This window comes from Variovorax monticola, assembly GCF_051216855.1.
Lineage (GTDB): Bacteria > Pseudomonadota > Gammaproteobacteria > Burkholderiales > Burkholderiaceae_C > Variovorax.
In genome coordinates this window covers 143959-161783 of record NZ_JBPJZP010000005.1, presented here as the reverse complement: position 1 = coordinate 161783, position 17825 = coordinate 143959, and the positions used below count along the sequence as shown (strand labels likewise).

General features: G+C 68.5%; 16 protein-coding genes. 11 read left to right on the top strand and 5 right to left on the bottom strand.

Annotation, left to right across the window (positions count from 1 at the left end; all coding sequences use genetic code 11):
• Nucleotides 1–121 precede the first annotated feature (121 nt).
• From ACSFA5_RS18500 to ACSFA5_RS18485, 4 genes are all read left to right on the top strand, one after another.
• Nucleotides 122–754 (top strand): response regulator, encoded by a 633-nt coding sequence (locus tag ACSFA5_RS18500; protein WP_435445513.1) that lies wholly within the window; start codon nucleotides 122–124, stop codon nucleotides 752–754.
• A gap of 19 nt (nucleotides 755–773) precedes the next feature.
• Nucleotides 774–2054, top strand: coding sequence for a phospholipase D-like domain-containing protein (locus tag ACSFA5_RS18495; protein ID WP_435445512.1), 1281 nt, complete (start codon nucleotides 774–776; stop codon nucleotides 2052–2054).
• 79 nt (nucleotides 2055–2133) lie between these two features.
• On the top strand, nucleotides 2134–2820 hold the full coding sequence (locus ACSFA5_RS18490; protein ID WP_435445511.1) for an alpha/beta hydrolase family protein: 687 nt from the start codon (nucleotides 2134–2136) through the stop codon (nucleotides 2818–2820).
• 174 nt (nucleotides 2821–2994) lie between these two features.
• Nucleotides 2995–3501 (top strand): ferritin-like domain-containing protein, encoded by a 507-nt coding sequence (locus ACSFA5_RS18485; protein WP_435445510.1) that lies wholly within the window; start codon nucleotides 2995–2997, stop codon nucleotides 3499–3501.
• A gap of 42 nt (nucleotides 3502–3543) precedes the next feature.
• Here the strand turns inward: ACSFA5_RS18485 and ACSFA5_RS18480 are convergent, their stop codons facing one another.
• Nucleotides 3544–3822: a hypothetical protein gene (locus ACSFA5_RS18480; RefSeq protein ID WP_435445509.1), complete on the bottom strand. Its 279-nt coding sequence runs from the start codon at nucleotides 3820–3822 to the stop codon at nucleotides 3544–3546.
• Between the two features lie 264 nt (nucleotides 3823–4086).
• On the opposite strand from ACSFA5_RS18480, the gene xylF reads away from it, so the two are divergent.
• The 4 genes from xylF to ACSFA5_RS18460 all read left to right on the top strand — a co-directional run bounded on the left by xylF (nucleotide 4087) and on the right by ACSFA5_RS18460 (nucleotide 8407).
• Nucleotides 4087–5109, top strand: a complete 1023-nt coding sequence (gene xylF / locus ACSFA5_RS18475; protein WP_435445508.1) for a D-xylose ABC transporter substrate-binding protein — start codon at nucleotides 4087–4089, stop codon at nucleotides 5107–5109.
• A 125-nt stretch (nucleotides 5110–5234) separates the two neighbouring features.
• Nucleotides 5235–6425, top strand: a complete 1191-nt coding sequence (locus tag ACSFA5_RS18470; protein WP_435445507.1) for a sugar ABC transporter permease — start codon at nucleotides 5235–5237, stop codon at nucleotides 6423–6425.
• Between the two features lies 1 nt (nucleotide 6426).
• Nucleotides 6427–7242: an ATP-binding cassette domain-containing protein gene (locus ACSFA5_RS18465; protein WP_435445506.1), complete on the top strand. Its 816-nt coding sequence runs from the start codon at nucleotides 6427–6429 to the stop codon at nucleotides 7240–7242.
• Between the two features lies 1 nt (nucleotide 7243).
• Nucleotides 7244–8407, top strand: a complete 1164-nt coding sequence (locus ACSFA5_RS18460; RefSeq protein ID WP_435445505.1) for an ROK family transcriptional regulator — start codon at nucleotides 7244–7246, stop codon at nucleotides 8405–8407.
• A gap of 4 nt (nucleotides 8408–8411) precedes the next feature.
• Here ACSFA5_RS18460 and ACSFA5_RS18455 read toward each other — a convergent pair whose 3' ends face one another.
• A complete protein-coding gene (locus tag ACSFA5_RS18455; protein ID WP_435445504.1) occupies nucleotides 8412–9689 on the bottom strand; it encodes a helix-turn-helix domain-containing protein in 1278 nt (425 codons plus the stop codon).
• 132 nt (nucleotides 9690–9821) lie between these two features.
• Here ACSFA5_RS18455 and ACSFA5_RS18450 point away from each other — a divergent pair, with 132 nt between their 5' ends.
• Nucleotides 9822–11936, top strand: coding sequence for a PQQ-dependent dehydrogenase, methanol/ethanol family (locus tag ACSFA5_RS18450; protein ID WP_435445503.1), 2115 nt, complete (start codon nucleotides 9822–9824; stop codon nucleotides 11934–11936).
• A gap of 144 nt (nucleotides 11937–12080) precedes the next feature.
• On the opposite strand, the gene ACSFA5_RS18445 is transcribed toward ACSFA5_RS18450, so the two are convergent.
• Nucleotides 12081–13055 carry a tripartite tricarboxylate transporter substrate-binding protein gene (locus ACSFA5_RS18445; protein WP_435445502.1) on the bottom strand — a complete coding sequence of 325 codons (975 nt, stop codon included), beginning with the start codon at nucleotides 13053–13055 and terminating at the stop codon, nucleotides 12081–12083.
• Nucleotides 13056–13264: 209 nt separating this feature from the next.
• Here ACSFA5_RS18445 and ACSFA5_RS18440 point away from each other — a divergent pair, with 209 nt between their 5' ends.
• Nucleotides 13265–14458 carry a M48 family metalloprotease gene (locus tag ACSFA5_RS18440; RefSeq protein WP_435445501.1) on the top strand — a complete coding sequence of 398 codons (1194 nt, stop codon included), beginning with the start codon at nucleotides 13265–13267 and terminating at the stop codon, nucleotides 14456–14458.
• Between the two features lie 124 nt (nucleotides 14459–14582).
• Nucleotides 14583–15602, top strand: a complete 1020-nt coding sequence (locus ACSFA5_RS18435) for a hypothetical protein (protein WP_435445500.1) — start codon at nucleotides 14583–14585, stop codon at nucleotides 15600–15602.
• Here ACSFA5_RS18435 and ACSFA5_RS18430 read toward each other — a convergent pair.
• Nucleotides 15593–16840 carry a phenylacetate--CoA ligase family protein gene (locus tag ACSFA5_RS18430; RefSeq protein ID WP_435445499.1) on the bottom strand — a complete coding sequence of 416 codons (1248 nt, stop codon included), beginning with the start codon at nucleotides 16838–16840 and terminating at the stop codon, nucleotides 15593–15595. The two genes, ACSFA5_RS18435 and ACSFA5_RS18430, sit on opposite strands and share 10 nt — an antisense overlap.
• A 166-nt stretch (nucleotides 16841–17006) precedes the next feature.
• Nucleotides 17007–17819, bottom strand: a complete 813-nt coding sequence (locus tag ACSFA5_RS18425) for an ABC transporter ATP-binding protein (RefSeq protein ID WP_435445498.1) — start codon at nucleotides 17817–17819, stop codon at nucleotides 17007–17009.
• Between the last annotated feature and the right edge of the window lie 6 nt (nucleotides 17820–17825).

Here is a 17825-nt window from a genome sequence, read left to right as displayed (position 1 = left end):
CCGTGCAGGACAACGCCGCATCCTGCGTTTCGGGCCTCCGGGGGGCACGGGCCTGTGGCATCGTCCCCACCCTATCGCGCCGAACCGCAGGCGCCCACCGTTCAAGCAGCAGGAGCACACCATGATCAAGATCGGCATCGTCGACGACCACGCCGTCGTCCGCACAGGCCTCAAGGCGTTCTTCTCCACCTTCGTCGATTTCCGCGTCGTCGGCGAGGCCGCCACCGGCCGCGAGGCCATCGACCTGGTGCGCACCTGCGACATCGACGTGCTGGTGATGGACCTGTCGATGCCCGGCCAGAGCGGCATCGACGCGCTCGCCATGGTGCGCGCCAAGGCGCCGGACCTGGGCGTGCTCATCCTGAGCGGCTACCCCGAGGAACACTACGCGGTGAACCTCATTCGCCAGGGCGCCTCGGGCTACCTGAACAAGGAGTGCGAGCCGGAAGAAATCGCCAAGGCGATCCGCACCGTGGCCCTGGGCCGGCGCTACATCTCGCCCTCGGTGGCAGAACTGCTGGCCGGCCAGCTGGAGCGCAAGGACAACGCGCCGCCGCACAAGCACCTGTCGGAGCGCGAGTTCCAGGTGTTCCTGAAGCTGGCCAAGGGCGAGTCGGTGGGCAGCATCGGCGAGGCGCTGTCGCTCTCGGTGAAGACCATCAGCACCTACCGCACGCGCCTCATGGAGAAGATGAACCTGTCCACCAACAGCGACCTGACGTACTACGCGATCAAGACGCAGCTGATCGACTGAGCAGGCGCCGCGCCCTCACGTGGTCCACCGGGGAACGATCAGGACCGTCGTCTGGACCTTCGTCCTGACGCTGGCCGCCACGCTGCTGGTGCTCAACCTGAACAGCGGCGAGAAGAAGCTCGACGAGCAGGTCCAGCGCGAGTACGCGCTGCACGACGCCCAGTACCAGCGCGCGCTGGGCGTGATGCTGGGGCCGCCCATCACCGGCGGCAACCGCTTCGAGGCGATGCAGAACGGCGACCAGATATTTCCGCCGATGCTCGCCGCCATACGCGGTGCGCGCAACAGCATCACCTTCGAGACCTACATCTACTGGTCGGGCGACATCGGCCGCACCTTTGCCGACGCGTTGTCCGAACGCGCCCGCGCGGGCGTCAAGGTGCATGTGCTGCTCGACTGGGTCGGCAGCGCCAAGGTCGACGCCGACTTCATCCGCGAGATGGAACGCTCGGGCGTGGAGATCCGCAAGTTCCACGAGCCGAGCTGGTACGACATCGCCCGCATGAACAACCGCACGCACCGCAAGCTGCTGGTGGTGGACGGGCGCACCGGCTTCACCGGCGGCGTGGGCATCGCGCCCGCATGGACGGGCCATGCGCAGGACCCCGACCACTGGCGCGACTCGCACTACAAGGTCGAAGGGCCGGTGGTCGCGCAGATGCAGGCCGTCTTCATGGACAACTGGGCGAAGGTGTCGGGCGACGTGCTGCACGGCGAGCGCTACTTTCCGCCCTTGCCCGCCGTGGGCGAGGGCCGCGCGCAGGTGTTCAGCAGCTCGCCCTCGGGCGGCAGCGAGAGCATGCACCTCATGTACCTGCTGTCGATCGCGGCGGCCACGAAGACCATCGACCTGTCGAGCGCCTACTTCGTGCCCGACGACCTGACCGTGGGCGCCCTGGTGGCGGCCATGAAGCGCGGCGTGCGGCTGCGCATCATCACGCCCGGGCCGATCATCGATTCGCAGACCGTGCGCGGCGCCTCGCGCGCGGCCTGGGGTCCGTTGCTGGAGGCCGGCGCGCAGATCAGCGAATACCAGCCGACCATGTTCCATTGCAAGGTCTTCACGGTCGACGGCCTGCTGGTGTCGGTGGGCTCGACCAACTTCGACAACCGGTCGTTCCGCCTGAACGACGAGGCCAACCTCAACATCTACGACGAGGCCTTCGCCGCCGCGCAGACGGTGCAGTTCGAGGCCGACCTGGGCCAGTCGAAGCGCCTCACGTACGACGCCTGGAAAGACCGCCCCCTGCACGAGAAGGCGCTGGAGCGGCTGGCAGCGCTGCTGTCGTCGCAGCTCTAGCGGGTGCGCGCGCCGCAGGCGGCGCGCACGCGGCGGCCAGGGCTGACTGAAGACCGCCTGCATTGGGCAAACTGGGGCCATGACCAGCACCCAAAAGCTTTCCATTGCCGTATCGCCGGACATCGCCGTGTCCGCGCTCGCCGTGTCGCCACCGAAGCCCGAGGCCTGCTGCGTGCTGGCGCACGGCGCCGGCACGGGCATGACGCATCCGTTCATGCACGCCGTGGCCGAGGGGCTCGCGCAGCGCCGCATCGCCACGCTGCGCTACCAGTTTCCCTACATGGAACAGGGCGGCAAACGCACGGACGCACCGGCCCTGGCGCATGCAACCGTGCGCGCGGCGGTGGCCTGCGCGTCGGCACGCTTCGAAGGCATGCGGCTCTTTGCCGGCGGCAAGTCCTTCGGCGGCCGCATGACCTCGCAAGCCCAGGCGCTGGCGCCGTTGCCCGGCGTGCAAGGCCTGGTGTTCCTCGGCTTTCCGCTGCATCCGTCGGGCAAGCCGTCCGCCGCCGCGGCGCGGGCGGCGCATCTGCAGGATGTCGAGGTGCCCATGCTCTTCGCGCACGGCCCGCGCGACACGCTGGCCGAAACCGGCGCGTTCAGCGTTGCCACGCAGGCGCTGGGCCCCTTGGCCACCGTGCTGGACATCGACGGCGCCGACCACGGCTTTCATGTGCTCAAGCGCTCCGGGCGCACCGACGAAGAAGCGTTGGACGACCTGCTCGACGGCATCGCCGTGTGGATGCAGGCCTGGCGCATCGGCTGATTCCGGGTCGTGCGCGCAGGGTCGTCCTTCGCCTACGCCCGGTTGCCCGATGGGACGACGCCCGTGCGCCGCGAATCTTTCAACCATGAAGCTTCGATCAGCCACACAACAAACGAGACGGCTGAAACCCCAACCCTTCCTGTAGCGCATACAGGCAACGAAAGGACTCCAGACATGGCTTACAACGACACCACCGCAGACACCCTGAACACCGGCACCGTGCTCGCCAACGACGACGTCGTGGGCGTGCTGAACGACCTGCTCGAAAACTCCCGCGACGGCGAATACGGCTTTCGCGCCTGCGCCGAAGAAGTGAAGAGCCCGGCGGCCAAGCAGCTCTTCGCCAGCCGCGCCGAGCAGTGCAAGAAGGCCGAGGCCGAACTGGTCGCGCTGGTCACGGCCTATGGCGGCAAGCCCGCCGAAGGCGGCACCGCCAGTGGTGCGCTGCATCGCGGCTGGGTGCATGTGAAGGGCTCGCTGGGCGCCAACAGCGAACTGTCGATTCTCGAATCGTGCGAACGCGGCGAAGACAGCGCCGTGGCGCGCTATCGCAAGGCGTTGAAGCAGAACCTGCCGGCCGACGTGCGCACCGTGATCGCGGCGCAAGCCGAAGGCGCGCAGCACAACCACGACCAGATTCGCGACCTGCGCAACGCCGCACGCGAACGCGACGCTTCGTAAGTGATTGCAGGTCGGGCGGCTCGCGCCGCCTGATTCTGAAGATCAAGAGAAGGCCGGGGTCCCCCGGCCTTTTTCATGGGCGTCGTGCGCACGCTCGCCCGGGTAGCGAATGCGCTGAAGTTCCTCGCAACCCTTCTGCGTCACGGCCAGCACCTGCACCACGCGCAGGCCCGGCATCTTCGCGATGTCGGCGGCGGACGGCACCAGCGCCAGCACCAATCCGGCGGCGCGCAATTTCAGCACCGCATCGACGTCCTTCGACGCAGACATGACCAATGGCAGCCGCGAGGCGGCAATCTGCTTGAGCATTTCGGACGGCATGGTGGGCTTCCTTCTTGTCGGGTTTGCAGGGGGCAGGGCCTGGACGGGTGGAAAACATACCGGCCGGCAGACGCGCCCGGCGTAGGACCGCATCCAGCCGCGCGCGGACAAAATGCGCAGCCCCGGCATGCCCTTCGAAGCGCTCCGGGAATTCCCGAATGCCCAGAGCCTTGCCGCGATGGGATAGTTAGTTCGCCCTTCAAACTAACTAATTTCGTACATGGGTTGATGGCTGCGGGGCGCACCCATACAGGAGAGACATCGATGCAACTGAAACACACCCTGGCCGCCATGGCCTTCGGTTTCACGGCCGTGGGCGCGATGGCGCAGACCGTGGTCGGCGTGAGCTGGTCCAACTTCCAGGAAGAACGCTGGAAGACCGACGAGGCCGCCATCAAGGCCCAGCTCGAGAAGCTCGGCGCCAAGTACATCAGCGCAGATGCGGGCGGCTCGCCCGAGAAGCAGCTCGGCGACATCGAGGGCCTGATGGCCAAGGGCGCCAAGGCGCTCATCGTGCTGGCGATGGACAAGGACGCCATTCTTCCCGCCGTGACGAAGGCCACGCGGCAGAAGGTGCCGGTGGTGGCGTACGACCGGCTCATCGAGGCGCCGGGCGTGTTCTACATCACCTTCGACAACGTCGAGGTCGGCCGCATGGAAGCGCGCGAGGTGCTCAAGGTCAAGCCCAAGGGCAACTACGTGATCATCAAGGGCTCGCCGAGCGACCCGAACGCCGACTTCCTGCGCGCGGGCCAGCAGGAGGTGCTCGCAGACGCCGTCAAGAAGGGCGACATCAAGATCGTCGGCGACGAATACACCGAAGGCTGGAAGCCCGAGGTCGCGCAGAAGAACATGGAGCAGATCCTCACCAAGAACGGCAACAAGGTCGACGCGGTGGTGGCCGCCAACGACGGCACGGCCGGCGGCGCGGTGGCGGCGCTCACGGCCAAGGGCCTGCGCGGCATTCCGGTGTCGGGCCAGGACGCCGACTTCGCGGCGCTCAACCGCATCGCGCTGGGCACGCAGACCGCGACCATCTTCAAGGACTCGCGCGAGCTCGGCCGCGAAGCCGCCTCGGCGGCCGTCGCCATGTCGCAGGGCAAGCCGGTCGACAAGGCCGCGGCCTGGGCCAGCGGCCCGAAGAAGATCTCGCTGCAGTCCCGCCTGCTGACGCCCGTGCCCGTCACGCGCGACAACCTCGACGTGGTGGTCACGGCCGGCTGGATCAAGAAAGACGAGCTGTGCAAGGGCGTGACGGGCGCCAGCGCGCCCGCGGCCTGCAAGTAACGCAACCGGCGCGATCGTCTTGAAGACGACGCGTCCCACCATCTTCGCAACGCAGCCGCCGGCCGGCCCGCAAGGGCCCGGCGGGCGGCCGGTCGCGCACCCGCAGTCCTGAGGAGGTTTGAAAAATGAGCGATCCGACACCGGGTTGGTGGCGCCGCACGGGCATCGACCTGCGGCTGATCCTGATGTGCTTGCTGCTGGTCGTCATGGCCGTGGTGTTCAGCGTGATGTCGGGCGGCGTGTTCCTCTCGCCCGAGAACCTGTACAACGTGGCGCAGCAGACGGCGGTGGTCGGCATCGTGTCGACCGTGATGGTGCTGATCATCGTGGCGCGCCACATCGACCTGTCGGTCGGTTCGGTGATGGGCTTCGTCGGCGTGCTCATCGCCTACCTGCAATACACCTCGGGCTGGTCGTGGCCCACGGCCTGCCTCGCGGGCCTGGCCGTGGCGCTGCTGGTGTCCATCTACCAGGGCTGGCTCACGGCGGTGCTGGGCGTGCCTTCCTTCGTGGTCACGCTGGGCGGCCTCATGTCGTTTCGCGGCGCGGCCTTCCTGGTGGCCGACGGCAAGACGCAGCCCGTGAACGACGAGTTCTTCCAGCGCCTGGGCGGCGGCTACGACGGCGGCATCGGCGTCACTGCAAGCTGGGTGATCGCGGGCCTGGTCACGCTGGTGTTGTTCGCGCGCATGGTGCACAAGCGCCGAGCGCGCGCGCGGCACGACATGCCCAACGAGCCGCTGTGGCTGGAGGTGCTGCTCACGGCGGTGCCGGCGGCGGTGGTGGTTGCCTTCGCGGCGGTCATGAACCACTACAAGATCGATTCGAAGGACGCGCCGCAGGGCATTCCGATTCCGGTGCTGATCTGGGCCGCGGTGGTGATCGTGCTGTCGTTCATCGTGCACCGCACCCGCTTCGGGCGCTACATCTTCGCCATGGGCGGCAACCCCGATGCGGCGGCGCTGGTGGGCATTCCGGTCAAGCGCGTCACGCTGACGCTGTTCGCATTGCTGGCGGTGCTGGTGACCATTGCGGCCATCGTGTCGATCGCGCGGCTCAACGCGGGCACCAACTCGCTGGGCACGGGCATGGAGCTGTACGTGATTGCGGCGGCCGTCATCGGCGGCACGGCGCTGGCGGGCGGCAGCGGCTCGATCTTCGGCTCGGTGCTGGGCGCGCTGATCATGCAGTCGCTGGACAGCGGCATGCTGCTGCTGGACGTGCCCATCGGCAAGCGCATGGTCATCATCGGGCAGGTGCTGATCGTGGCGGTGGTGTTCGATGTGCTGTACCGCCGCAAGTTCGGGGAGAACTGACATGGCCATCGAGAACATCGACACCTCCAGCCCGCTGGTGGAACTGAAGGAGATCCGCAAGTCCTTCGGCGGCGTCAAGGCCGTGGACGGCGTGAGCGTCAACCTCTATCCCGGCGAAGTGGTGGCCTTGCTGGGACACAACGGCGCGGGCAAGTCCACGCTCATGAAAATGCTGGCAGGCGCGTACCCCATCGACTCCGGCGACACGCTCATCGCCGGCCAGAAGGTCAACATCCGCAGCCCCGCCGAAGCCCAGTCGCAAGGCATCGAGACCATCTACCAGACGCTTGCGCTGGCCGACAACCTCGACTCGGTGTCGAACCTGTTCCTCGGCCGCGAGAAGATGACCCGCTGGAACACGCTGGACGACCACTTCATGGAAGTGCAGGCGCGCAAGGTGTTCCAGCGCCTGAACAAGAACTTCACCAACATCCGCATTCCGGTGCGGCGGCTGTCGGGCGGGCAGCGGCAGGTGGTGGCCATTTCGCGGGCGCTGTACTTCAACGCGCGCATCCTCATCATGGACGAGCCCTGCGCCGCGCTGGGCCCCGAAGAAACCGCCATGGTCGGGCGGCTCGTGAAGCAGCTGAAGGACGACGGCGTGGGCATCTTCCTGATCACCCACGACATGCCCGATGTGTTCTCGCTGAGCGACCGTCTCGCCGTCATGAAGAACGGCAAGCTCGTGGGCACCTACCGCACCGCCGACGTGACCGAAGACGAAGTGCTCGGCATGATCATCGCGGGCAAGCGGCCCGAGGGCAGGGAACAGGCACCTCACGCAACGACAGCCACGACAAAGGCGACGGCGGCCTGACGTGACCACCATCGGCGACCAGCAGCTGCTCAAGCGCATGAACCGCAGCGTGCTGCTGCGGCTGCTGCGCGCACAGCCCGGTTTGTCGCGGGCACGGCTGGCCACCGAAAGCGGTCTCACCAAATCGACCGTGAGCCTGCTGGTGCGCGAACTGCTCGACGAAGGCTGGCTGAAAGAATCCGATGCGGCCGTGGCCGACGGGCTGGGCCGCCCCTCGACGCCGCTGCAGATCGACGTCGGCGTGCGCGCGCTCATGGGCGTGGAGATCGCCGTCGAAACCGTGCGCCTCGTGTGCGTCTCGCTGCAGGGCGAGGTGCTGTACGCGGACACCCACGCGCTGACCGACGGCTCGCCGGCCGGCGTGTGCGCGCAGGTCGCGCGCATGGCGTCGGCCGCCCACGCGCAGCTGAAGAAGCTCGCGCTGCGCCTGTCGAGCATCGGCGTGTGCGTGCCCGGCGCGGTGGACGACTGCACCGGCGTGGTTCGCTTCGCGCCCAACCTCGGCTGGCGCAACGTGAGCCTGCTGCCCGCGCTCGAAAAGGCCTTTGCCGCCGTCGGCCTGCCCGGCGTCACGGTGCAGCTGCAGAACGACGCCGACGCCGCCGCGCTCGGCGAGTACGAGTTCGCGGCCGGTGCAGGCAAGGACGGCGAAGACCCGCTCATCTTCGTCAATTGCGACGTGGGCGTGGGCGCGGGCGTGGTGCTGAACGACCGGCTCTTCACCGGTGCGCAGGGCATGGCCGGCGAAATAGGCCACACCATCCTCGAACTCGACGGGCCGCTGTGCTCCTGCGGGCGACGCGGCTGCGCCGAGGCCTTCTTCGGCTCGCGCGTGCTGGAACGCCAGGGCGCCGACATGCCGCGCGCCGCGGCCTTCTTCGGCGTGCTGCTGCAGAACCTGTGGGTGACGTTCAACCCGCGCGCGATCGTGCTGGGCGGCAAGGCGTGCGCGGACCATCGCGGCTTTGCGCAGGCGGCGTTCGAAAGCGTCAAGCAGCATGCCGACCGCGCGGGCATGCCGCCGCCGGAGCTGCGCACCGCGCGCTATGAAGAACTGGCACCGGCGGTGGGCGCCGCGGCATTGGCCTTGCACGAGTACCTGCGGCCGCTGCAACCCGATGCGAAGGCGCGCCGCGCGCGTGCGCTGGCCCGCGCGGCGGTCTGATCCCTCAATCCGAAGCGGGCGCGACGCCGCCTTCGCGTTCATCGCGTTCCTCTCCATCGCGCCAGCCGCGCAGCCGCCGGTAGAGCGTGCCGCGCGACACGTTCAGTTGCCGCGCCGCCTGCGACACATTGCCGCCGTGCGCGGCGAGCGTGTCTTCGATCAGCTTGCGGCTGTGCGCGCGCAGCGTTTCTGCGTGCGGCGCGGGCTCGTTCTGGCCGGCGCCCGCGCCGCCCTCGGCCGCCGCCTCCTGCGCCCCGCGTTCCAGGGCGATGGCCGACGCCTCGCCCGGCATCGCCACCGCATGCCTGAAGTCCACACCGTCCGAGCCTTTCAGATGCGCCTGCACCCACACGCCCAGGCCGCTCGCCAGCCGCAGGGGCTGGGCCGCATCGCGACGCCCCAGCCGCAGCAGGCTCGCCAGGTCGTGCCCCAGCAGGCATTCGACGTCTCGCGCGTGCGCCGCCTCGGGCAGCCGCCCCAGCAGCCGCGCGCCCGCGTTGTTGAGCCACGCGATGGTGCCGTCGGGCGCGATGCCGGCCAGGGCTTCGAGCGGCGTGCCCAGCAGCGTGGGGCTGGCCTGGAAGCGCAGGATCAGGTGGTCGCGCGACTGCGCCTGCAGCAACCGGTTCTCGATGGTCGTGGCATAGAGCGCCACCACCGACGCCGCGTCGAAGCCGAAGCGCCGCGCCTCGGCCGTGAGGTCGAGCACGCCGGCGAGCTGCCCGTTCACGCCGCGGATCGGCGCGGCCGCGCACTGCATGTGGCACAGCACGTCGAAGTAGTGCTCCGCGCCGTCCACCGTGCAGGCCTGCCCGGTGCTCGCCACGATGCCCGGCGCCGTGGTGCCGACGATGCGCTCGGAAATGTTCACGCCCACGCGCGCCGTCTTGCGCAGAACCGGCTGGTGCGCGGCGGCGGGCTGGTCGGTGACGTGCACCACCACGCCTTCGCGGTCGGTCAGGATCACGCGGCAGTCGGTGCCCGCGAGCATGTTCTCCATCTGCGCGAGCTCTTGCCGCGCGACCTCGAGCAGCTCGCGGTTGCGCGCCAGCGTGGCATGCAGCCGGCTCGGCGTGACGGCGTCGAAGGGCACGATGCGCTGGCGGTCGGCGTGGGTGCGGCTGCAGCGCAGCCACGACTGGATCACCGCCTCTCCCACGAGGCCCGAGGGGCGCACCCCTTCTTCGAAGAACTGCTGCCGCGCGAGCGCCACGCGCTGCGCGGGCGTGCTGGCAAAGAGCTGGCGCGGCGCATCCGCCGTGCCGAGGATGTCGAGGGCCATGGGTTCGTTGCCTCCCGGTTCGGGACCAGCATCGAATGTGTTCCGCAATGGAACATCGCCGGACTGGGGAAATCCCCAAGATGAAGCCGAGGCCCGCGCGAACGATCCTTGCGGCACAACAGGAGACCTGCGATGACAAAAACACCCACCGGGCTGCGCGTGCTCGCCGGCGCATTGCTGTGCCTGGGCGCGGCGACAGCGGCCACGGCCCAGAACGCACAGGACCGCGCAGCGGCCGCGATCAAACGCGTCGACGGCGGCTTCATCCGCGCCAATGCCGCGCAGAAGAAAACCCCCGACTGGCCCAGCGTCGGCCTCGACTACGCCGAGTCGCGCTTCAGCAAGCTCGGCCAGGTGAACGCGGCCAACGTGAAGGACATGGGGCTGGTCTGGTCGTACAACCTGGAGTCGACGCGCGGCGTGGAGGCCACGCCGCTGGTGGTGGACGGCATCATGTACGTCACCGCCTCGTGGAGCGTGGTGCACGCCATCGACACGCGCACCGGGCAGAAGCTGTGGACCTTCGATCCGCAGGTCGATAAATCGAAAGGCTACAAGGGCTGCTGCGACGTGGTGAACCGCGGCGTGGCGCTCTACGAGGGCAAGGTGTACGTGGCGGCCTACGACGGGCGCCTGATCGCGCTCGACGCGGCCACCGGCCAGACGGTGTGGGAGAAGAACACGCTCGACGGGCAGAAGGGCAGCTACACCATCACCGGCGCGCCGCGCGTGTTCAAGGGCAAGGTCATCATCGGCAACGGCGGCGCCGAGTACGGCGTGCGCGGCTTCGTGACCGCCTACGACGCGAAGACCGGCGACCAGAAGTGGCGCTGGTTCGTGGTGCCCGGCGACCCGAGCAAGCCCTTCGAGGACGCTTCCATGGCGCGCGCCGCCAAGACCTGGGACCCGAGCGGCAAATACTGGGAGGCCGGCGGCGGCGGCACCGCCTGGGACAGCTTCGCCTTCGACCCCGAGCTCAACCTGATGTACGTGGGCACCGGCAACGGCTCGCCGTGGTCGCACAAGGCGCGCAGCCCCAAGGGCGGCGACAACCTCTACCTGGGCTCGGTGGTGGCGCTGGACCCGGACACCGGCAAGTACAAGTGGCACTACCAGGAGACGCCCGGCGACAACTGGGACTACACCTCCACGCAGTCGATGATCCTGGCCGACGTGAAGGTGGGCGGCAAGCCGCGCAAGGTGCTGCTGCATGCGCCCAAGAACGGCTTCTTCTTCGTCATCGACCGCACCAACGGCAAGTTCATTTCGGCGAAGAACTTCACCGAAGTGAACTGGGCCACCGGCTACGACAAGGACGGCCGGCCGATCGGCGTCGCGTCGGCGCGCGACGGTACCAAGCCCAACGACGCCATCCCCGGCCCCTTCGGCGCGCACAACTGGCATCCGATGTCGTTCAACCCGCAGACCGGCCTGGCCTACCTGCCCTCGCAGCACGTGCCGATCAACCTGATGGACGACAAGGACTGGAAGTTCAACGAAGACGTGCCCGGCCGCCCGCACTCCGCGCTGGGCTGGAACACGGCCAAGTTCGCCAACGTGGAGCCGCCCAAGAGCAAGCCCTCGGGCCGGCTGGTGGCCTGGGACCCGGTGACGCAGAAGGAGGTTTGGGGCGTGGACTACGTGTCGCCCTGGAACGGCGGCACGCTCACCACCGCCGGCAACCTGGTGTTCCAGGGCACGGCCGACGGCCGCCTGCTGGCCTACAACGCGAAGACCGGCGAGAAGCTCTGGGAAACACCCACCGGCACCGGCGTGGTGGCGGCGCCCTCCACGTACATGGTCGACGGCAAGCAGTACGTCTCGGTGGCCGTGGGCTGGGGCGGCGTGTACGGCCTGGCGCAGCGCGCCACCGAAAAGCAGGGCCCCGGCACGGTCTACACCTTCGCGGTGGGCGGCACGGCCAAGATGCCCGACTTCGTGCAGTACCGCATGGACAAGCTGGTGCAGGGCGTGAAGTACGACCCCGCCAAGGTCCAGGCCGGCACCATGCTCTACGTGAGCAACTGCGTGTTCTGCCACGGCGTGCCGGGCGTGGACCGCGGCGGCAACATTCCCAACCTCGGCTACATGGACGCGGCCTACATCGAGAACCTGGACAAGTTCATCCTGAAGGGCCCGGCCATGGCGCGCGGCATGCCGGACTTCACGGGCAAGCTCTCGGGCGACGACATCGAGAGCATCAAGGCCTTCATCCAGGGGACTGCGGACGCGGTGCGGCCGAAGTGACCGGTGATGGGGTGATTGGGGTGATGAGCCCCTGATCGCCGTTCGGCCAGGGGGGCCTGCGCCCTGATTCGTCTTGCCGTCGCCGCCATGAAAAAACCCGCCGGTCGCAACGACCGGCGGGTTTTTTCGTGGCGACCGAAAAGCTCAGTCGGCGTATACGCCTGCGGCCTTGATGATCGGGCCCCACTTGGCGATTTCGGCCGACACGAACTTCTTGTGTTCCGCCGGCTGGGTACGGCTGTCGGTGGTGATCACCGCGCCCAGCGCCTCTTCACGCTTGATGAAGCCCGGGTCCTTCATGGCGGCGTTGATGGCCTCGTTGAGCTTCTTCAGCACCGGTGCCGGCGTGCCCTTGGGGGCGTACACGCCGTGCCAGATCGACACCTCGAAGCCCTTCACGCCCGACTCGTCCAGCGTGGGCAGGTCCTTCAGGGCCGGCGTGGTCAGGCGCTTGGCCGTGGTCACGGCGTAGGCCTTGACCTTCTTGGCCTCGATCTGCGACGTGGTGTTGGTCGTCTGGTCGCACAGCAGGTCGATCTGGCCGCCCAGCAGGTCGGCGATGGCCGGGGCCGTGCCCTTGTAGGGAACGGGCGTCATCTCGACCTTCAGCGCGCTCTGGAACAGCAGTCCGCACAGGTGCGACGCGGCGCCCAGGCCGGCGTTGCCCAGGTTGATCTTGCCCTTGTTGGCCGCGATCCAGGCCGTCAGTTCCTTGTAGTTGTTGGCCGGCAGCGTGGGCTTGCCGATCAGCGTCATGGGCACTTCGTTGACCATGCCCAGGTACTCGAAGTCGGTCTCGACGTTGAACGGCAGCTTGCGGTAGAGCGCCGGCATGGTCGACATGCCGATGTGGTTCAGCAGCAGCGTGTAGCCGTCGGGGTTGGCGCGCGCCACCTTGGCCGTGCCGATGGAGCTGCCCGCGCCGGCGGTGTTGTCCACCACGATCGTCGTGCCGAGCGTCTTCTGCATGGCTTCCGCCAGGTCGCGCGCAACACGGTCGGTCGGGCCGCCGGCTGCGAAAGGCACCACGAGCGTGACGGTCTTGCCCGCAGGGAAGTCCTGGGCGTGGGCTCCGGCAGCGGCGGCGGCAATCGCCGCGAGGGCGAACAATTTCTTCATGAAGTCTCCGATTTGCGTGATGGGGGGTGTCAAACGGCCGCGATCTTATCGGCTGACTACGGCCTGACCTATAGCGAATAGCCCTTAGGCCTGCAACGAAATCTGCACTTGGCTGGGGCATGATCGGCGCCTGCAGACCGCGCCGGGGGGGCGCGCAAAAGAACCACGAACCAAGCGGTCTCCAAGGCCGCAACGAGGAGGAAATTCCAATGGATCCATGGGTCTGTCCGCGCGAGCGCTGGCTCGGCAACATCACGCTGTGGCTCGGCCTGCTGGTCTGGCTGCTGCTGGTGGTCGGCACGCTGGGCATTGCGCTGGTCTACGTGCTGCTGGGCTTCATCGGCTATGTGTTCGCACAGTCGGCCGTCATCGCCTGGATCAAGGGCACGGGCGTGAAGCTCTCGCCCACCCAGCTGCCCGAGCTGCATGCGCGCTTCCAGGCCTGCTGCGGCTTCCTGGGCATCGAGAAGCCGCCCGAGGCCTACCTGCTGCACGGCGACGGCATGTTCAACGCCTTCGCCACGCGCTTCTTCGGGCGCAACTTCGTGGTGCTGCTGTCCGACGTGGTCGACGCCATGGAGCCGCAGCCCGACGGCGTGAACTTCTACATCGGCCACGAGCTCGGCCACATCCGCCGCGGCCACCTCACGGGCCACATCTGGCGCGCCCCTGTGCTGTGGCTGCCGCTGCTGGGCGCGGCCTATGCGCGCGCCAAGGAATACACCTGCGACCTGCACGGCGAGGCCTGCTGCGAAGAGCCCGACTCCGCGCCGCGCGCGCTCGTGGCGCTGGCCGCCGGCGCGCACCAGTGGCGCAACGTCAACCTGCAGGCCTATGCGGCGCAGTCGGCGGGCAACAGCGGTTTCTGGGCCTCGTTCCACGAGCTGATCGCCGGCTACCCCTGGCTCACCAAGCGCGTGGCGCGCGTGCTCGACCGGGACGCCCGGCTGCCCAGCCGCAACCCGCTGGCCTATGTGCTGGCGATCTTCGTGCCCTACACCGGGCGTGCGGGCGGGGGTGCCCTCGGCGCGATGATCACGGTGGCCGTCATCGGCGTGCTGGCGGCCGTGGCCATTCCGGCCTACCAGGAGTACACGAGCCGCGCGGTCGTGGCGCAGGCCTGGTCCGAAGGCGCTTCGGTGCGCGAGGCGCTCGGCAACTACTACACCGAGAAGGAAGAAATGCCCGAGTCCCTGGCCGCCGCCCGCGTGAGCGACACGCTGCCCGGCGGTGCCACCCTCACGCTCGACCCGCAGAGCATGGTCGTCGAGGCGAGCCTGCCCAAGGGCGTGAAGGGCACCCTGCGCATGGAGCCCTCGGAGGCCGACAGCGGCATCGCCTGGCACTGCGTGGCGGGCGACGACCTGCCGGAGAAGGCGCTGCCGAAGGGCTGCCGCAAGTAGGGGTTGCCGCCGCAGCCACGTGCAGTCGCGCGCTGAACCTGCACGTCGCGCCGGCCGTCATCCGATACCCTCGCTGTCTTCGCATGCCGCTGCGGCATGTGCGATTCAACGCGAAAGTACTCCCATGACGGCGAACCCCTCCCTGCAACGCGCGCTGCGCCTGCCCCGCGACTTCGCGCTCATCGCGGTGGGCCTCGACGCCATGATGTTCGTCATCAACATGGCGCTGCTGCTGGCGCCTTCCACGCCCGAGGCCGAGCAGATGCGCGGCGCGTATGCCATGCCCGGCGTCTGGGTCACGCTGCTCGCGGGCATGGCGATGTCCTGGCTGCTGGCCGCGGCGCTGTCGTGGAGCCACGGGCGCCATGCGCTCGAGCGCCAGGGCGCGGCCCGCGTGGCGCTGGCCCACGATGCGCGGCTGCGCTTCGGCGGTGTGTGGGTGCTGGCGATGGTGCTGAACTACTACGCGCTGACCCCGTTGTTCTACGAGGTCCAGGTGATGTTCATGCCCGGCGGCCGGCTGGAGGACGTCTTCGCCTACTCGCCGCGCGTCTACATGGGCGTGGCCATGCTGCTGCAGTCGCTGGTGCAGATGGTGGTGCTCGTGTTCGGCCTGTGGCTCGCGGCACGCATCGCGTTGCTGAAGAGCCGCGTCGCGACGCGTCCTGCGCAAGAGGAGGCGCCGTCCGCGGAGCCGGCCGGTGGATCGCCACGCCGCGCCGTTGCGCTGGTGGTGGGCGCCATCTTCGCGGCGCTGCAGCTGTGGAGCGGCCTGGCCGTCGCACGCTGGGCGCCGCCGGGCAGCGACGTGGGCGTGGCCATGCTGCTGCTGACCTGGGTGCTGCCGGCGTTCGTGACCTTCGCGCTCGCGGGCTGGGGCGGCTGGCTCGGCACGCGGCCCGGGCTGTCGCTGGTGCGCCCTTTCAGGGCCGTGGCGGCCGCGGTGTCGGCGTTCCTGCTGGTGCAGCTGAGCTGCATCGTCGTCGCGCTCGCATGGCTGTTCGTGGCGGCGACGACGTCGTTCAGCTTCTACAGCGGCGGCGGCATCGTCGGCTTCGTGCTGGCCGTGGTGCTGCTCTACACGGCGCTGGCGGTCGTGCTCGCGCGCGCCGCCACGCGCGTGCTGTACCGGCGCTACTTGTAGCTGCGCGCGTCCTCGATCACCTTGCCGTCGTTGGGCAGGCTGCCCGGCGCCACCAGCTCGATGGTGCCGCGCAGCTTGGTCACTTCGCGCACCGCATCGGCAATGCGCGCGTCGAGCCCGTCGGGCGTGCCCGCGCATTCGAGCCTGAAGGTCATGCGGTCGTCGCCCATCTCGCCCGACACCACGAGCCGTGCGCGCTGCACTTCGGGAAAGCGCCGCACGACCTCCGCCACCTGCGAGGGGTGAACGAACATGCCGCGCACCTTGGTGGTCTGGTCGGCGCGGCCGAGCCAGCCCTTGATGCGCTGGTTGGTGCGCCCGGTGGGGCAGGTGCCCGCGAGCACGGCCGACAGGTCGCCGGTGCCGAAGCGCACCAGCGGGTAGTCGGGGTTGAAGGTGGTCACGACGACCTCGCCCACCTCACCCTCGGGCACCGGGTCGCCGGTGCCGGGCCGCACGATCTCGACCAGCACGCCTTCGTCGATCACCAGGCCTTCGCGCGCGCTGGTTTCATAGGCGACGAGGCCCAGGTCGGCGGTGGCGTAGCACTGCGTGCCCTTCACGCCGTGCGCGGCAATCCAGTCGCGCAGGCTGGGTGGAAAGGCTTCGCCGGAGACCAGCGCCTTGGTGAGCGAGGGCAGCTTCAGCCCTTTCTCTTCGGCCTTTTCAAGCAGGATCTTCAGGAAGCTCGGCGTGCCCGCATAGCCTTCGGGCTGGAGGTCGACGATGGCTTCGAGCTGCTGCTCGGTCTGGCCGGTGCCGCCCGCGAACACGCTGCAGCCCATGGCATGCGCGCCGCTTTCCATGATCGAGCCGGCGGGTGTCATGTGGTAGCTGAAGCTGTTGTGGATCAGCTCGCCGCCCCGAAAGCCCGCCGCATGCAGCGCGCGCGCGGTGCGCCAGTAGTCGCGCGCCTCGCCCTCTGGTTCGTAGATGGTGCCGGGGCTCGCGAACACGCGCGGCATGCGCGGCCCGCGCACGATGGAGGAGAAGCCGCCGAAGGGGTCGTCGGCGCGGCGTGCCTTCTGCAGGTCGAGCAATTCCGATTTGCGCGTGACCGGCAGTTTCGCCAGTGCCTCGCGCGTGGCGATGTCCGCGGGCTTCACGCCGTCGAGAATCTTCGTGAACGCCGGTGCGGCGGTCTGGGCCTGCGCGATCTGCCTGGGCAGCGCTGCCAGCAGGTCGCGTTCGCGTTCGGCGGGGTCGCGGATTTCCAGGTGGTCGTAGTGGTCGGTCATGTCCCTACCCTTTGTCTTTCGGTTCGGTCTTGCTCCCTCTCCCGCGTGCGGGAGAGGGCTGGGGTGAGGGTCGGCGGCGATGGCGGAGGCGGTGTCTGTGCAAAGGCCGATGCCCTCACCCTGACCCTCTCCCGCAAGCGGGAGAGGGGACAAGGCAACAGACCCGTCAAGCCAGCCACCTCTTGCGCCGCTTGTAGCTCTTCACATCGCGAAAGCTCTTGCGGTCCGCGCCGCCGACGCCGAGGTAGAACTCCTTCACGTCCTCGTTCTCGCGCAGGCTCTTCGCCTCGCCGTCCATCACGATGCGGCCGTTCTCCAGGATGTAGCCGTAGTCGGCGTAGCGCAGCGCCATGTTGGTGTTCTGCTCGGCCAGCAGGAAGGTCACGCGCTCCTTGGTGTTGAGGTCTTTCACGATCTCGAACACCTCTTCCACGATCTGCGGCGCCAGGCCCATCGAGGGCTCGTCGAGCAGCACCATCGTCGGGTTGGCCATCAGCGCGCGCCCGATGGCGCACATCTGCTGCTCGCCGCCCGAGGTGTAGGCCGCCTGCGACGTGCGCCGCGTCTTCAGGCGCGGAAAGTAGGCATAGACCTTGTCGAGCGTCTGCTGCACCGCGGCCTTGCCGTCGGTGCGCGTGTAGGCGCCCGTCATCAGGTTCTCCTCGATGGTCAGGTGCGCAAAGCAGTGCCGGCCTTCCATCACCTGGATCAGGCCGCGCCTGACCAGCTCGGCCGGCGACAGCGCCTCGATGCGGTCGCCGCGCAGTTCGATGGTGCCCTTGGTCACCGCGCCGCGTTCGCCCGCGAGCAGGTTGCTCACCGCGCGCAGCGTGGTCGTCTTGCCCGCGCCGTTGCCCCCGAGCAGCGCCACGATGCCGCCGTCGGGCACCGAGAGCGACACGCCCTTGAGCACCAGGATCACGTGGTTGTAGATGACCTCGATGCCGTTGACGTTGAGAAGGATGTTGGGTTCGCTCATGGTGTG

What these genes read in the sequence shown, in the direction of transcription:
- ACSFA5_RS18485 (WP_435445510.1), top strand. Translation starts at nt 2,995, where the DNA reads ATGGCTTACAACGACACCACCGCAGACACCCTGAACACCGGCACCGTG.
- ACSFA5_RS18455 (WP_435445504.1), bottom strand. Translation starts at nt 9,689, where the DNA reads ATGGCCCTCGACATCCTCGGCACGGCGGATGCGCCGCGCCAGCTCTTT.
- ACSFA5_RS18480 (WP_435445509.1), bottom strand. Translation starts at nt 3,822, where the DNA reads ATGCCGTCCGAAATGCTCAAGCAGATTGCCGCCTCGCGGCTGCCATTG.
- ACSFA5_RS18465 (WP_435445506.1), top strand. Translation starts at nt 6,427, where the DNA reads ATGGCCATCGAGAACATCGACACCTCCAGCCCGCTGGTGGAACTGAAG.
- ACSFA5_RS18470 (WP_435445507.1), top strand. Translation starts at nt 5,235, where the DNA reads ATGAGCGATCCGACACCGGGTTGGTGGCGCCGCACGGGCATCGACCTG.
- ACSFA5_RS18430 (WP_435445499.1), bottom strand. Translation starts at nt 16,840, where the DNA reads ATGACCGACCACTACGACCACCTGGAAATCCGCGACCCCGCCGAACGC.
- ACSFA5_RS18450 (WP_435445503.1), top strand. Translation starts at nt 9,822, where the DNA reads ATGACAAAAACACCCACCGGGCTGCGCGTGCTCGCCGGCGCATTGCTG.
- ACSFA5_RS18425 (WP_435445498.1), bottom strand. Translation starts at nt 17,819, where the DNA reads ATGAGCGAACCCAACATCCTTCTCAACGTCAACGGCATCGAGGTCATC.
- ACSFA5_RS18500 (WP_435445513.1), top strand. Translation starts at nt 122, where the DNA reads ATGATCAAGATCGGCATCGTCGACGACCACGCCGTCGTCCGCACAGGC.
- ACSFA5_RS18445 (WP_435445502.1), bottom strand. Translation starts at nt 13,055, where the DNA reads ATGAAGAAATTGTTCGCCCTCGCGGCGATTGCCGCCGCCGCTGCCGGA.
- ACSFA5_RS18435 (WP_435445500.1), top strand. Translation starts at nt 14,583, where the DNA reads ATGACGGCGAACCCCTCCCTGCAACGCGCGCTGCGCCTGCCCCGCGAC.
- ACSFA5_RS18440 (WP_435445501.1), top strand. Translation starts at nt 13,265, where the DNA reads ATGGATCCATGGGTCTGTCCGCGCGAGCGCTGGCTCGGCAACATCACG.
- ACSFA5_RS18490 (WP_435445511.1), top strand. Translation starts at nt 2,134, where the DNA reads ATGACCAGCACCCAAAAGCTTTCCATTGCCGTATCGCCGGACATCGCC.
- xylF (WP_435445508.1), top strand. Translation starts at nt 4,087, where the DNA reads ATGCAACTGAAACACACCCTGGCCGCCATGGCCTTCGGTTTCACGGCC.